The sequence below is a fragment of the Acidobacteriota bacterium genome, assembly GCA_040752915.1.
In the GTDB taxonomy this organism is placed as follows: Bacteria; Acidobacteriota; UBA4820; order UBA4820; family DSQY01; genus JBFLVU01.
On sequence record JBFMHB010000022.1, the window covers coordinates 28,427 to 43,528 of the forward strand.

Genomic DNA, 15,102 nt, shown 5'->3' on the forward strand with positions numbered 1-15,102 from the left:
GGAGGGGGCCTACAAGCCCAGAATTCTGGTCACTTGCACTTCTTCTGCGGCCCTTCGGGCTCCTGGACGAAGCGGCCGTTCTCGAAGACCATGTCGTCCTCCAGGCACTGGGTCCCGATGTGCTCCCTGGGCAGTTCGCTCAGGGAGAGCTGTCCGTCGGAGCCGGCGCACAGGAGCACGTATTCCCGTCCATCCGCCGACACACCGTAGCTGTACGGGTGTCGCCACGGGTCCAGCACCGGCAGGGACGGAGAGTAGCCGGGCTCGAGGAGCGGCTTCAGCGCCTCCGCGTCCACGATGCTGTAGTACGAATCGGCATCGTGGCCCGTCTGGGGAAAGCCGCCGTGATCTGCGGCGTAGGCCTCGCACGCCTCCGAGAGGGCTCGAATGTCCGCCGCGGCCCGCTTTTGCAAGGCCCGGTTCTTGGCCGCCAGGAAGTTGGGGATGGCCACGGCGGCCACGATGCCGAAGACGCACAGGCCGAGAAGGACCACGACGGCCGCGACGGCGGCCACGAGCCCCACGGGAAAGCGCTTTTTCGGAGCGGGCGGCGCCGCCGAAGGGGGGCCAGAAGGCGCAACGGGCGAAGCAACGCTCGATGCGGCCGCCGGCCCGTCCGGCCGAGCTTCCTCCTCCGACTTCGGCGCTCCGCACCGGGAGCAGAACTTGGCGCCCTCCTCGTTGGCGTTTCCGCAAGGACACGTCCAGGCCATGGCACCCTCCCCAGAGACCCTTGCCCGCATGGTAGCACGGCGGCGCCTCCCCGGAGGAGCCCGGAAAAAGAAAGGCGGGGAGCCTCGCAGGGCTCCCCGCCGCCTGATTTTCGCGAGCCGCCGCTATCGCTTGCGCGCCGCTTCCACCTGTTTGATGAGGTCCGCGACCGCCTTCTTCTTCGCCTCGTTCTTGGAGATCTCCATGTACTTCCGGAGGACGGGGAGGGCCTCGTCGTACCGCTTGAGGTTGACCAGGGCGTTGCCCTTGCCCAGCAGGGCCTTGTCGCTGGCTGGGCGGAGCACGAGGATCTGGTCGTAGAGTCCGAGCGCCCCGGCGTAGTCCTTCTTCTTTTCGTGGATCACGGCCACCTGGTCCAGCACGGCGGGCCGGAGCATCTCGTTCTTGCTCACCTGCAGGTACTTGTTCAGGGAATCGAGTGCGGCGTCGTACTTCTCGCCCTTCAAGTAGTTTTGGCCGACCGCCAGGAGGACCTGTTCGTCGGAGGGGGACAGCGCCACGGCCTTGTCGAGGAGGGGCTCCGCATCGGCGTACTTGCCCTGGTTGAAGAGAAGGATCCCGGCCGCGAAGGCCACGTCCTTGAAGTCGGGATTGGCCTGGAAAATCGCCCGGTACTGGGTAAGGGCCTCCTCGAGCTTGCCGTTCTTTTCGTGGATCTGGGCGATGTTGTAGCGGAGTTCGTTGTCGGCGGGATCGATGTCGATGGCCCTCTGGTAGGCCTCCATGACCTTCTCGTCCTGCCCCAGCTCGTGGTAGCAGGTGGCCTCATAGAGGAGGGCCTTGGTCCCGAAGGGGTTCAGCTCCACGGCCTTCTCGAAGGCCCCGATGGCCGCCTCGAAGTTCTTCAGGTTGAAGTAGGCGGCTCCCAGGTTGAGATAAAGCCCCTCGGTGACTTCGCCCGCCTCGATGAATTTCTGAGCCAGTTCGACGGCCTTCTGGTTCTCCCCCTTCGTCACCAGGTCTTCGATCTTCATGGCCTCTTTGGAGGCTTCCCCTTCTTTCCCTTTGGAGCCTTTGCCCTGGGCGAGGATCCCAAAAGAAAGCGCGGCCGATAGGACGGCCACCATCCCGATCGCAAACTTGCGGTGCATCCTGCTCCTCCTTGCCGTCCGGCCGGACGGCATCGTGCGCCAGCGTAGCACTCCGGGCTCCTCCTGTCAATCCAAGACCTTTGTCGGGCGGGACTTCCGGCCTAGGGAACACGCGCTGCACCCTTCCTCCGGCTTCCGCCCCGGCCATCCGTCTGTACGAGATCTTCGAGGGCTTGGTTCAAGGGCTGCCATCTCGCGAGGAGGACGGGTGGCGGCCGACCGCCCCTTAGGCTAGACTTTCAGGGATCTGCGGGGGTCACCATGTCGAGTGGGAAACCGGGACGGTCGGAGCAGTGGCGCAAGTACCTGGAGGACAGCGCGCACCGGCTTGCGCTGGCGGAGTCGCAGGCCGGCAGGCTCCAGTCGGAGTCTGGGTCCCGGGAAGCTCTCGAATCTCTCCAGTCGATCTTTCACGATTTCGCAGGTTCCGGGGCCCTCTACGGGCTTCCCGAGGTGAGTGCCCTGGGGGGAGAGGGGGAGTACCTCTGCACCACCGTGGGCCTCTCTGAGCGGCCCGCAACGCTGGCGGAGGTGGACCAGGTTGCGACCCTCATCCGGCGCCTTCGAACCGTGTTCCAGCGTGTGATGACGGGCCCGGAGGGACCGAGACCGCCGGCCGATGCCCCCCGTTCGACCCCCCTCCTCCTTCTCGCCGGATCGCCATCGCCCGAAAGGTCCGCCATGGCGGACTTTCTCCTCAAGCGCGGGCTCCAGGTGGAAGGCCTGGACGGCTTCCGGGCCGCCGTCGAGCGTTTTCGGGCGGGCCTGCCGGACCTTCTCGCCACCGAGGTTTCGCTTCCCGACGGCACGGGCTTCGATCTCGTCCGGCGATTCAGGGAAATCGAGGGGGAACGGTCCATCCCCGTGCTCCTCCTGGGAGCCCCGGAGCTGTTCCACGACAAGGTCGAGGCCATTGCCTGCGGGGCCGACGGGTTCCTGCCCTCCCCCGTGGACCCGAGCACCCTGTTCCGGAAGTTCCGGATCCTCCTGGGGCGTCGCCGAGCCGCCTCGGGAAGGGTCCTGGCGGTGGAGGACGACCCCTCCCAGGCCGCGTTTCTCGAGACCACCTTGAAAGCCGGAGGATACCAGGTCCGGATGGTCACGGAGCCCATGGCCTTCGAGCGGGAGATCCATGCGTTCCGGCCCGAGCTGATCCTGATGGACGTCCTTCTCCCAGGGGTTTCGGGGTATGACCTGGTGCGCTTTCTGCGCCAGGAAGAGGGCTTCTCCACGGTCCCCGTGGTCTTTTTGACGACCGAGGGTCGCCGAAGGGCCCAGATTCGAGGCGCCGAGGCCGGCGGGGACGACTACCTCGTCAAGCCGGTCACCCCGGAGGATCTGCTCACGACGGTGAAATCCCGCCTGATCCGGTATCGGTCCCTTCAGGAAATGATGGACCGGGACGAACTCACGGGACTCCTGGCCCACACTCCGTTTCTTCAGCAGGCCCGACTGTGCCTCTCTCGCTTTACGCGCAGGCAGGTGCCTTACGCACTCGTCCTCGTGGAGATCGACGGCATGGAGGCACGGACCCGGGAGGCCGGCGCGCGGGCCCGGGACGTCCTGATTCAGGGGCTCGCCAAGTACTTGCAGAGGAAGGTCCGCCAGACCGACGTGATGGGACGGTACGGGGACCAGTGCCTGGCTCTGGTCCTCGAGCACCTGTCCCCCACCGACGCCGTCCGGCTGTTGGACAGGCTCCAGACGGAGTTCTCCCAGATGGACTGGCCGGTGGAGACCGACCGGCGGGTAAGGGCCTCCTTCAGCGCCGGTGCGGCCATGGCCAGCCCCTCCATGAAGACACTCAAGGCCTGGCTGGACGCCGCCTCGGGGGCGTTGAAGTCGGCTCGGCTTCAGGGAGGCGGTCGGGTGGCCCTCGCTCCACCGACGGAGGCGCCACCCGGCTGAGGGCGCCGTATCCCGGACCGGGTCAGGGAGGGGAAGCGGCCGCGCGGACCATGGTCCTCAGCAGGACGCGCTGGACGTGGCCCCACGGGTCCCCCGGCGCACCCTTCAAGGCCAGATCCAGTTCGAACAGGCGGTTCAGGACCTGGCGGATCCGGGCCTCCGGCCACTTGTCGAGCGCGCCGGCGAGCTTCTGGACCTGAACGGTGTGAACGTAGCCGAGCTCTTTGTGAGGAACGCTCCGCGGGTTCCCACCCTCCGCCCGAATCGCCTGGAGGTATAGGAGCCCGCGCATCTGCTTCGCCGCCATGCCCAGGAGACCCAGGGGCTCGGCGTCTGGGTCGCGGCGCAGCCCATCGAGCCGGCGGACGAAGGCTTTGGCGTCGCCCGCGAGCCACGCATCCAACACCTCCCAATGGTGCGGCGTGCCTCCCGAACCGAGAAGGGCCTGAAGGTCCGCGGCCTCCACGACCCGCTCCTCCCGCTTGTACAGGAGAAGGAGGTCCAGGGCTCGGACGACCAGGGCCAGTTCGCCGTGGGCCCATTCGTCCAAGGCCTCGAGGGCCTCGTCCGTGATGCGCATGCCCTCGGACTTGACCCGGTCGCGGGCGTAGGCCCGCAGGTTGGGAGGTTGGCAGCTCTTGACCGCGGCGGCGGCCAGGAGGTCCTTCCAGAGACCGGTGTTTTTCAAATGCCTGAGGTCCAAGTTCCCCTGGCGGTCCTTCTTCCCCAGATCGGCGGCGACCTCGAGGAGAAGGGCGGCCGACGGGCTCGGGTTCTTCAGGTAATCGGCCAGAACCTGGAGGGTCTCGCCCCCTACGGCCTGGGCGTTTCGAACCCGCACCGGCTGAACGGACCGAAACAAGGGGACGGACCGAAGTTCCCCCAGGAGGGTCGCCGGCGCGGTGTCCGGACCGCTCAGGGTGGCGACCCCGTCCCCTTCGCCCCAGAAGGCGCACCAGGCATCCGCCTCCCGCTCCATCAGCCGGGGATCGGTGGCCCAGAGGACGCAGTTCCGGGGAAAGGGCTCTCCCGACGGTCTTGCCGCCAAGACCTCTCCTTTACGCGGGCGGTCCGCCGGTGGCCTCCAGGGCTTCCCGCAGCGCCTCGCCCAGACGATTGTACGCCAGGACGGCGCCGAAAATGGCCACCCCCGGGAAGAGCCCCAGCCACCAGTCGGACCAGTAGCGCGTGACGAGGCTCATGATCCCTCCCCACGACGGCTCCGGCGGCTGGATGCCCACGCCCAGGAAGGAGAGGGCGGCCTCCGCGAGGATCGCTCCCGCCATGCCGAAGGCGGCGTTCACGACGAGGGGCCCGGCCGCGTTGGGAAGGATGTGGCGGAAGACGATGCGGCCGTGACCCGCCCCCAGGGCCCGGGCGCCCTCGACGAATTCGGCGCCCCTCAACCGGATGAATTCGGCCCGGGCGTAGCGCGCCACGGAGGGCCAGGAGGAGAAGCCGATGACCAGCACGACGCTCCACAGGTTGAGGTACTTCGGATCCATGACGGCCGTCACGGTGAGGATGAAGAAAAACGTGGGGAAGCAGAGCATGACCTCGACGGCGCGGGACACGAGGATCGAATCCACCCACCCCCCCGCGTAGCCGCCGAGCGCGCCCAGCCCGACCCCCACTGCAAGGGCCAGGCCCATGGCCAGAACCCCCACGAGGAGAGACACCTTCGTCCCGTGGATCAGGCGGGCGAGGACGTCTCTTCCCACGTCGTCGCACCCCAACCGGTGCGGGGAGAAGGGCCGAGGGGGCAAATGGACCCGATCCAGGCTGGTCTGGTAAGGGGAAAAGGGCACGGGGGGAAGGAGGAAGAACCCCACCCGACTCCGGTCCCCCCCTTTCCCGGACAGCCAGTCCGGATCGGCTTGAAGCCGAAGGGACACGGAATCCGGCTTGAGCCAGAAGCTGAAGGGGGCCAGGTCCCGAAAGGCGGTGAAATGGACCCTTCCCTCGTAGCGGATCACCAGGGGCTTGTTGTTGGCCAGAAGCGGCGCCAGGTAGGAAATGGCGGCCATGGCCGCCACGAAGGCCGCCGCCGCCACCGTTGCCCGCCGTCCCCGACGGCACCCGCTCCGACGGCCCGCCGCCGCGTCTGCTCCGCGTTCCCGGCCGGTCATGGCTCACGCCTCACGCGGGGGTCCGCCGCGGAGTAGGCGAGGTCCACCGCCAGGGTCGAGGCGAGGACGACGGCCGCTCCGAGGACCGATTCGGCGAGGATGAGCGGATAGTCCCGGGTGAACACCGCCTTCATGTACATCTGGCCCAGGCCGGGCCAGGCGAACAGGCTCTCGACGATGACGCTGCCCGAAACGAGCGCCGGCACCAGCAGCCCCCCCAGGGTGAGCATGGGGAGCAGAGCGTTTCGAAATGCGTGTCGGAAGAGAACCTGCCGCTCCGACAGGCCCTTCGCGCGAGCCACCCTGACGAAATCCCTGGAGAGGGTCTCCAGAACGGCGCCCCGCGTGAAGCGCGCCACGAAAGCCATGCCCCCGTATGCGAGACACACCGCCGGGAGGAGGGCGTGGCGGAGGACGTCCAGAACGCGCGCGGCGGGACCCAGGGAATCGTACCCGTCGGACCGCATCCCCATGAAGGGGAGGAGGTCCCACTTCACTCCGAAGAGCAGGATGAGCAGGACGGCGATCCAGAAATTGGGCAGGGAATAGAGGATGTACAGGACGCCCGAGGCGGCCCGATCGAAGACGCCTCCCGGGCGAAGCGCGGAGCGCAGGCCCACGGGAACCGCCAGCCCCGCCATGAGCAGGAGGGCCAGCCCGTTGAGGCACAGCGTGGCCCCGAGGGGGCTCCCCAAGAACCCCCCTCCACCGCTCCCCGCGCCGAAGAGCACCTGGCTCACGGGGCGCCGTTCGCTGAAGGACTCGCCCAGCGATCCCGAAAGGAGCGTCCCGAGCCACTTTCCGTACTGGACGTACCACGGACGGTCCAGCCCGTATCGGGCCAACATGGCTTCGTAGTCCGCGGGATTCATCTGGCGAACGGCCCCCTCCCCCGTGCTTCTCGCGGCGGAAAACGGGTTCCCGGGAGCCGCCTTCACGACGAGAAAGACGACCAACGTGATGAGCACGAAGGTGGGGACCATCAGCAGGATGCGACGCGCCGCATAGGCCCACACGAGAGAACCTCAGGAGTCCGGTCCTGAATGACCGACCGCCGCGCGCGCCCGAGGGCATGGCCCTCCCGCCGCCGTCACGGTCTCTTCTCCGCGGGCACCCACCACTCGAGAAGCGAGGGATACCAGGTGAAGAGCCCGTAGCCCGCGCGGCTCACCCGGACGTTCTGGAAGCGGTTTCGGACCGCCACCATCTGGCTTCCCAGCAGGAGATACGTGTGCGGCTGATCCTCGGCGACCAGCTCGTGGATCCGCCAGAGTGCCTTGCGGCGCTCCTCCCGGTCGAAGGTCCCCTGCTGGAGTTCGATGAGGCGGTCCACCTCGGGATTGCTGTAGGAGACGTCGTTCTGCCCGATTCCCTGCCCGGACGGGAGGAGCCCGCCCTGGGAGGAGTGGAGGAACTGGTGGGGATCCGGGTCGTCCCCGAGGTTCCATCCCGACAGGCAGGCCTGGAAGTTGTGGCGGTGCGTGCGGTCGAGGAAGACCCCCCATTCCACCCTGCGCACCGACATCTCCACCCCCACCCGCCGAAGGTCCTGTTGGAAGACCTCCAGCCAGCGGGAGAACATCTCCGCTTCGGCGGGGACGAGACACTCGAAGGCAAATCGGAGGCCGCTCCGGTCGCGGATCCCATCCCCGTCCGAGTCCTTCCAGCCCGCCTCGTCGAGGAGGGCCGCCGCCCTTTGGGGATCGTAAGGATAGGGCTTCACCGCCGGGTTGCTCTCCCAGCCGCCCGGGTAGAAGGGGCCGGTCGCCACGGAGCCGTGGCCCGCGAGGATCTTGTCCACGACCCCCTGCCGGTTCATGGCGAAGGTCATGGCGCGCCGAACCCGGCCGTCGCGGAAGAACGGGTTGGAGCCGTCCATGTTCCACCCGATGTAAAAGAACTGCCGGCTCGTGTACTCGAAGACCCAGGAACTGCCGAGAAACGCCGGATCGTTCCGCACCTGGGGCCACTGTTCCGTTGAGAGCGCCGCCATGTCCAGCTGGCCCGTCTGGTAGGCCGCGAACTGGGTCTGGCTCTGGGGCACGATCTTGAAGACCAGCCGGTCGAGGTGGGGCCGCCCCCGGAAGTACGATTCGTTGGCCTCCAGGACCACCCGTTCCCCCCTCCGCCACTCCTTGAGGCGGAAGGGGCCGGTGCCCACGGGGGAGGCGCCGGCGGGAGAGGTATTGAAGGCCTTTCCACCGCCCTTGGGGTAGGCGCACAGGTGCTTGGGCATGACGTAGAACACCCACGCGGCGAGACCCGGCGCGTAGGGCGATTTCCAGCGGACCACGACGGTGTGGTCGTCGGTCTTGTTCACGGATTCCACTTCCGTGAACGCGGGCCGCTTGTTCACGGCATCCACGTCGGGGTCCATGGCGGCCTCGTAGGTAAAGAGCACGTCGTCCGCCGTGAAGGGTTTCCCGTCCTGCCAGCGCACGCCCCGGCGCAGTCGAAAGGTGGTCGTCTTGCCATCGGGCGTGGTCTCCCACGACTCGGCCAGAACCCCCACGGGCTCCATGGCCTCGTTCATGTCGAGGAGGGGGTCGAAGATCCACTTGTACACGAGGAAGGAAACCTGGTCGCTCGCCACCACGGGATTGAGGGTGACCGGATCGGCGGGGAGCGCCCGGGTGAAGGTCCCTCCGGGTTCCGGGGCGCGGCCCTGGTACTCGGGCAGGAGCCCGATGGTCCGCGCGGAGGGCGCCTCGGCTTCCGGTCTGGGAGTCCCTCCGGCGGGCCCCTTCCCCTCCCCTCCTCCGCCGCCCGAACACGCGGCAAAGACGAGGAGCGCGGCAGCCAAGAACGGGGTGTGACGATACCGGAGAGACGTTCTCATGGCTTTCCTCCCCAAGGCCCCTTGAGTGTATCCCCCGCTCACGGATTCGAGCAAGGCGGGAAAGCCTTTGCCCGGCCTTGCTTTCACGCGGGGGCGAGGGTAGATTCTGGAATGAGAACGCGCGCCGGTGGAGGTGGCATCGCACCGAAAGGGCGTTTCTCCATCCTCAGGGGAGGGGTCCATGGTCCGATCTCTCGCGTTTCGGCTGGCCATCCTGTCCCTTTTCGCGTGCTCGGCCCTGACGGACGCCCGCGCCGCCCTCCGGCTGAATCCATCCGAGGCTCCCGCCGCCGCGGCGCGGACCATCCCGGGGCGGATCGCCTTCGCCCCGAACCTGGGTCAGACGGACCCGTCGGTCCGCTTCACCGCGGTGTCCGGCGGAGCCACCGTGTTTCTCACCGGCGGAGGGGTCACGCTTCTCCTTTCCTCGGGGGTGGACCCGGCGCCCCCTCGCAGGCCGGGAAAGGAGGCCCATCCCCTTCAGCCTCCAAAGCTGACGGGGCTGAGGATCGTGTTTCCGGGCGCCTCGCAGGCTCTCGATGCCTCGGGCCTCGATCCCCTTCCCGGCGTTCTGAACGTCTACCGGGGAAAGGACCCCTCCCGATGGAGGACGGGAATTCCCCTTTACGGGCGCGTCCGGATGGAGGGGCTGTACCCCGGCGTGGACGTGGAGTACCGGGGCGTCGAGGGCGGGCTGGAGTTCGATCTTCTGGTGGAGCCGGGGGTCCGCCCCGAGTCCCTCGCTTTCCGCGTGGAAGACCTGGAGGGCAGGCCGCTCCGCCTGAAGGAGGCCGGCCACGGGACCCTCCGCGTCCGGTGCGGCGGGCGCGAGATCCGGCTGGGACTTCCCCACGTGTTCCAGGGCGAGGGACCCGAACGGCGGGAGATTCCCGGGCGCTTCCGGCCGGGCCGGCGAGGCACCGTCGGCTTTCACCTGGAGGGTGCCGAGGGCGGAGGCCCGACGGTCATCGATCCCACGATGCTGTGGGGCACCTACCTGGGGGGCTCCAACGCGGACCGCGGCTACCGCCTCGCCCTGGACTCCTCGGCCAACGTGTACCTCACGGGCCTCACAATGTCCACCGACTTTCCGGTGGACCTCTCCACCCACGGCGACTACGACGTGTTCGTCGTCAAGTTCACCCCCGACGGCCAGAGCCTCCTCTACTCCACCCTCATCGGCGGGCTGAACGCAGACGTTCCCCTCCCCATCGCCGTGGACGTGTACGGCCACGCCTACGTGGGAGGGTACACGACCTCGCCGGAGTTCCCCGTCGTGGGCGGATTCCCGGGGCCCGGACAGGGATCCGACGGGTTCCTCGTCAAGCTGAACACCACGGGGCAGATCGCTTACTCGGCCGTGCTCGGGGGAATGAACATGGACCAGGTCACGGGCGTGGCCGTCCGGGAGACCGGGAAAGCCTATCTGACGGGCTTGACCTACTCCTCCACCTTTCCCCTCGCCGGCGGGCCCGGCGACAGCACCTTGGGAGGATTGAAAGACGCCTTCGTCTCCATCGTGGACACGCTCCTGACTGGAGGGGCCTCCCTCCTTTACTCGAGCTTCCTGGGCGGCTCGGGCACGGACGAGGCCTGGGACGTCCGGGTGGACGCCGCAGGCCGGGCGCTGCTGGTCGGAAGCACGGGCTCTTCCGACTTCCCGGTCACGCCGGACACGGCGTTTCAGCCCTCCATCGGGGGCTCCAACGACGCCTGGGTGGGCCTGTACAACCCCTTCGTCGGGGCCCTTCCGCCGGGGCTCGTGTACGGCTCCTTCCTCGGCGGAAGCGCGTACGATGCCGCCACCGCGGTGGAGAAGTACGGCTTGGACCGGATGGTTGTCACGGGCTTCACTTACTCGGGCAATTTCCCGACGGTGGACGCCACCCAACCCGCTTTCGGTGGGGGGGAGGACGCCTTCGTGGCCCTCGTCGACCCTTCGTTTTCGGGTCCCACCAGCCTCCTCTTCAGCACCTACGTGGGCGGAACCGGCAACGAGAGTGGCTACGCCATCGCCGTATCCTCTTATTGGGAACTGTTCGTCACGGGCTACACCTCGTCCAGCGACTTTCCCCTGGCCGATCCCCTCCCGGGGATGAACTTCCTGAACGGCCCCGAAGACGCCTTCGTCTGCCAGTGGGAGCCCATGATCGTCGGCCCCCAACAAGAAGGGAAGGCGCCTTCGAGCGCCATGTGGACCCTCCTGACCTCCACGTACCTGGGCGGGGCCGACGAGGATTACGGGGAAGGCATCGCGTGGCATCAATTCGGGCCGGGAGACGAGCGCGTATTCGTCTCCGGGTCCACGCGGTCTTCCGATTTCCCCACGGGAAACGCCTTTCAATACGCCTTGAACGGCCCCGAGGACGCGTTTCTCGTGTCCGGCACGGAGTCCGCCCCCTGCACCGTGGCCTGCTCGGGAGCGCCCGACGTGGACAAGGGCCTCGCCCCGCTCGTCGTGACCTTCACGGGAACTGCCACGCCCTCGAACTGCACCGGGCCTGCCATCTATTTCTGGGATTTCGGAGACGACACCACCTCCTCCGTGCAGAACCCGACCCACACGTACTCTCTGCCCGGATCCTACAACTGGACGCTCACCGTCACCGTCGACGGCGTCCCCTGCACGGCCTCGGGCACCGTGGAGGTCTGCGAACTCACCTGCGTCCCATCGGCGCCTCCGTGGGGCTTCGTCGGAGTCGACCAGAATTTCTCCATTGCGCCGGACTTCGGCGGGTGCGGCCCCGTGACCTACTCCTATGCCTGGAGCTTCCAGGATGGCTTCACGGCCATGACCCAGGACGTGAGCCACGCCTTCGCCGCGCCGGGGACCTACACCTGGGAGGCCCACGTCATTGCGGCGGCGCCCGGCCCTCCACAGTGCGACGTATTCGGCTCCATCGAAATCTGCGGCCTTGACTGCACGGCCATGGCGGCCCCCTCCTCGGGCGGGGCCCCCCTCGCCGTGACCTTCACGGGCACCTCGGCGGTGAGCGGCGCCTGCCCCCACAGCCCGGTCTACTTCTGGGACTTCGGAGACGGGGCCACCTCCACCGAAGCTTCTCCGATCCACGTGTACTCCGCCCCGGGGATCTACACCTGGTTCTTCGAGGCCTCCACCCCGGGGGCCGCCTGCACCCGGACGGGGACCGTCGAGGTCTCGGCCAGCGCGGGGGTCCTCTACGGCTTCGTGGGCATCCAGGGGGAGTCCCTGCTCCCGCTCAACGGGGACGGCATCGTCTCCGCCACGGTGACGGCGCGGAACGTCTCCACGGGAGAGCGGACCGCCGTCCCCGTCGTGGCCGGGCAGTACGTCTTTCCGACGCTTTCCGACGGGGAATACGAATTGCGGGCCACGGTGACCTACTGGGACAACATCCTGTTCGACGCCCGCCTGCGGAACTTCGGCTGCGAAATGCCTTCGGGCGGCCGCATCGAGAAGACGGTGGAGAGGATTCTGCCCGATACGGTGAACGTGCTCTCCACGGGGGAGGTGCAGGCCGACATCGCCTTCCCGCCGCCCGTGGTCTTCCTCCACGGGCTCCTGGACTGCTTCAAGAAGTGGTTCTCGAGCGACCCCCAGGACCCCGATCTGCCCTATTACTGGGACAACAAGACGAGGGCCGCCGGCTTCTTCGCCTTCACGCCCAACTACGTCTGGTGGGGCCCCGAGGCCACCTGGGCCGAGAAGTCCTACCAGGTCTTCGACCAGGTCACCGCCGACCTCCACGGCCTGCACACCGCGCCCATCCAGTCGCCTTCGTCCTCCATCCCCCCCTGGACCCTCGCGGCCCACGACATGGGGGGCCTGGTGGCCCGCGTCCTGGCCTCCGGCGAACTGGCCCACAGCCCCCAGGTCCGGGCCCTGCGGTCGGTGATCCTCCTGGGGGTCCCCAACAGCGGCTCGGACTTCCTCCTGGGCGGGGGCGGCAGCGAGGTCGTGGGCACCGAGGCCATCGTCCGCCGCTTCAACGGCCTCTACCCGGACTTCGGCTCCCACGCGGACCGGGTCTACGCCGTGGGAGGGAACAAGGACTGGTGGGGGACCGGAACCTCCGACGGGAAGGTCTCCCTCTACTCGGCCTTCGTCATCACCCGCCTGGCCTGCTCGGAGACGGCCTTCGGCTACCCCGCGTGCCGGCCCTACCCAGCCGTGGTCTTCGACAACGGCCCGGGCCACATCTTCCCGTATACCCACGCCGAGCTCGGCTCCCCGCCCTCCACAGCGGAGATCCTGGAGGGCGTCCTCTTCCCCCTCGCCGAGACCCTGGGGCCCTCTCCCGCGAATCTCCTCCAGACGGCCGCCGCGCCCGACGACGAGAACCCGCTTAGCCCGATTGGACAAGCCATCTGGGGCACGACGGCCCGCTCCACGGGGACGAAGGGGGGGACGGTGAACGCCTTCGCCGGCCTCTCGGTCACCCAGACCTTCCCCTTCACCGTGGGCGCCACCGACGGCCTGGCCCTTTCGGTCTTCGTCTCCGACGGCGCCGGGACCTTCACCCTGAGCAATCCCCAGGGAGCGCCCGTCGCCTCGACCTCCGCCGACGACGACTTCGTCTGGAGCGTCCTCAACCCCGAGGAGGGCGAGTGGACCCTGGCCGTGACGGTGGATTCGGGGAGCGTCACCTTCCGAGCCACCTCCTTCGAGAACAGCCCCGCCGGCATCCAGGCCTACCTCACCCAGGACCGCTACGCCCCCGGCGAGAGCGCCCTGCTTCGTCTCGATCTGGAAGGGGACCCGGCGGACCTCGTCTTCTCCTCGGTGACCGCCTACGTCACCGCCGGGGGGTCGGTCCTCGAGACGGTCTCCCTCTACGACGACGGCCAGCACGGCGACGGCCAGGCGGGGGACGGGTCCTTCGGAGGGACGGCCACGGCCCCCCTCCAGGCGGGCTCTTACCCCGTCCTCTTCTCCGCCCAGGGCACCTACAACCAGCGGCCCGTCACCCGCATCGCCCACGACACCCTCTTCGTCGTACCCCCCGAGCACCTCTTCGGGGGGACCTTCAGCGATGGCCCCGTGGATACAGATGAGGACGGCCTCTTCGAGGCCCTGGAGGTCTCCGCCCTGGTGAACGTCTCTGCCCCGGGGACCTACGGCCTGTCGGGGGACCTCTTTGATGGTGAGGGGTACTTCCTGGCCCACGCGGGCGCCTCCTTCACGGCACCCGCCGCCGGCCCCTTCCAGGGCACCCTCACCTTCGATCTCTCGGGAATCTCCTGCGGCCAGGTGGGCAGCGCCTTCTCGGCCGAGAACCTCCGCGTCCTGGACGGCGCCACCCTTCGGCCCCTGGACGCCTGGGGAACGCCCGTGGCCACCGCGGCCTATCCCGCCGGCTCCTTCGAATGCGATCCCTCCCCGCCGGGCCCCCGCATCCGGGCCCTCCGCCCCGACGAGGGAATCCAGGGCCAGACCCGGACCTTCTTGATCAGCGGCAACAGCTTCCGCGACGGCGCCATGGCGGACCTGGGGGCCGGCGTTTCCGTCCAGGAGGTTACATTCCTCTCCGAGAGCGTTCTCTCCGTGAGGGCCGCCGTCTCCCCCTCGGCCCTCCCCGGGCCGCGCATCGTGACGGTGACCAATCCCGGCGGCGCCTCGGCCTCCCGGACCGGGGCCTTCGAAGTGGTGGCCGATGCCCCGCCCTCGGTGGCCCTCCTGACCCCCGCCGAAGCCTACCTCGTCCTGGGCGCCTCCGACGTGGCCGTGACGGCCCTGGCCACCGACGACGTCCAGGTGGAGCGGGTGGACTTCCTCGTGGACGGCGCCGTCCAGGCCAGCGTGACGGAGCACCCCTTCACCTGGACCCTCTCTCCCGGAAGCCTCTCCTCGGGCGCCCATGCCGTCACGGCGAGGGCCTACGACGGGAAGGGCCAGAGCGACGAGGCCTCCTTCCTCGCCGTGAAGGACCCGCCGGCCATCACGGCCGTCACCAAGATGGCGGCGCCCTTCCGGATCAAGTTGACGGGCCAGAACTTCCAGGCGGGAGCCCAGGTCTACATCGGAAGCGACAGCCAGCCCTGGCCCTCAACGACGGTCAAGAACTCCACCAAGGTCATTCTGGGTGGGGGGGCGGCCCTCAAGGCCAAGTTCCCCAAGGGCCAGGCCGTGACCCTGCGCCTCGTGAATCCCGACGGGGGCTGGTGCACGGCCACCTACACGCGGCCCTAGGTCCAGGACCATTAGGGAGAAAAAGTCCGGAAACCGACGAGGGGGCGGCCTCCGGGCCGCCCCCTCGAGCACTCGCCCCGCCTGCGGCGGATCAGGCGCCCGTGCCCCAGATAGCGCCCATCACGGGAGAACAGACTGTAAAGACGAGAGCGGCGATCGTGAAAGACAGCATCTCGCACCTCCTTGGAGGAGAGGGTCCCGGGGGCGGCCCCCCCCCCCCCCCGCCGCGCG

At 68.4% G+C, this 15,102-nt stretch carries 8 protein-coding genes; 2 read left to right on the plus strand and 6 right to left on the minus strand.

Annotation, left to right across the window (positions count from 1 at the left end):
* Positions 1-29: 29 nt before the first annotated feature.
* Positions 30-713 carry a type II secretion system protein GspG gene (locus tag AB1824_05980; GenBank protein MEW5764508.1) on the minus strand — a complete coding sequence of 228 codons (684 nt, stop codon included), beginning with the start codon at positions 711-713 and terminating at the stop codon, positions 30-32.
* A gap of 123 nt (positions 714-836) precedes the next feature.
* Positions 837-1,823, minus strand: coding sequence for a tetratricopeptide repeat protein (locus AB1824_05985; GenBank protein ID MEW5764509.1), 987 nt, complete (start codon positions 1,821-1,823; stop codon positions 837-839).
* A gap of 261 nt (positions 1,824-2,084) precedes the next feature.
* Between AB1824_05985 and AB1824_05990 the strand changes: the two genes are divergently transcribed.
* Positions 2,085-3,731: a response regulator gene (locus AB1824_05990; GenBank protein ID MEW5764510.1), complete on the plus strand. Its 1,647-nt coding sequence runs from the start codon at positions 2,085-2,087 to the stop codon at positions 3,729-3,731.
* 22 nt (positions 3,732-3,753) lie between these two features.
* On the opposite strand, the gene holA is transcribed toward AB1824_05990, so the two are convergent.
* The 4 genes from holA to AB1824_06010 all read right to left on the minus strand — a co-directional run bounded on the left by holA (position 3,754) and on the right by AB1824_06010 (position 8,699).
* Positions 3,754-4,779: a DNA polymerase III subunit delta gene (gene holA, locus AB1824_05995; GenBank protein ID MEW5764511.1), complete on the minus strand. Its 1,026-nt coding sequence runs from the start codon at positions 4,777-4,779 to the stop codon at positions 3,754-3,756.
* Positions 4,780-4,789: 10 nt separating this feature from the next.
* Positions 4,790-5,860: an ABC transporter permease gene (locus tag AB1824_06000; protein MEW5764512.1), complete on the minus strand. Its 1,071-nt coding sequence runs from the start codon at positions 5,858-5,860 to the stop codon at positions 4,790-4,792.
* Positions 5,857-6,876, minus strand: a complete 1,020-nt coding sequence (locus AB1824_06005) for an ABC transporter permease (GenBank protein MEW5764513.1) — start codon at positions 6,874-6,876, stop codon at positions 5,857-5,859. Before AB1824_06005 ends, AB1824_06000 begins: the two co-directional genes overlap by 4 nt.
* Before the next feature lie 74 nt (positions 6,877-6,950).
* On the minus strand, positions 6,951-8,699 hold the full coding sequence (locus AB1824_06010; GenBank protein ID MEW5764514.1) for a peptide-binding protein: 1,749 nt from the start codon (positions 8,697-8,699) through the stop codon (positions 6,951-6,953).
* A gap of 181 nt (positions 8,700-8,880) precedes the next feature.
* Between AB1824_06010 and AB1824_06015 the strand changes: the two genes are divergently transcribed.
* Entirely contained in the window at positions 8,881-14,871 is a 5,991-nt protein-coding gene (locus tag AB1824_06015) for a PKD domain-containing protein (protein MEW5764515.1), read from the plus strand.
* The last annotated feature ends 231 nt before the right edge of the window (positions 14,872-15,102 follow it).

Bases quoted from the DNA above. Each gene is read 5' to 3' on its own strand.
- AB1824_06010 (MEW5764514.1), bottom strand. From the start codon at position 8,699: ATGAGAACGTCTCTCCGGTATCGTCACACCCCGTTCTTGGCTGCCGCG.
- AB1824_05980 (MEW5764508.1), bottom strand. From the start codon at position 713: ATGGCCTGGACGTGTCCTTGCGGAAACGCCAACGAGGAGGGCGCCAAG.
- AB1824_06015 (MEW5764515.1), top strand. From the start codon at position 8,881: ATGGTCCGATCTCTCGCGTTTCGGCTGGCCATCCTGTCCCTTTTCGCG.
- AB1824_05985 (MEW5764509.1), bottom strand. From the start codon at position 1,823: ATGCACCGCAAGTTTGCGATCGGGATGGTGGCCGTCCTATCGGCCGCG.
- AB1824_05990 (MEW5764510.1), top strand. From the start codon at position 2,085: ATGTCGAGTGGGAAACCGGGACGGTCGGAGCAGTGGCGCAAGTACCTG.
- AB1824_06000 (MEW5764512.1), bottom strand. From the start codon at position 5,860: ATGACCGGCCGGGAACGCGGAGCAGACGCGGCGGCGGGCCGTCGGAGC.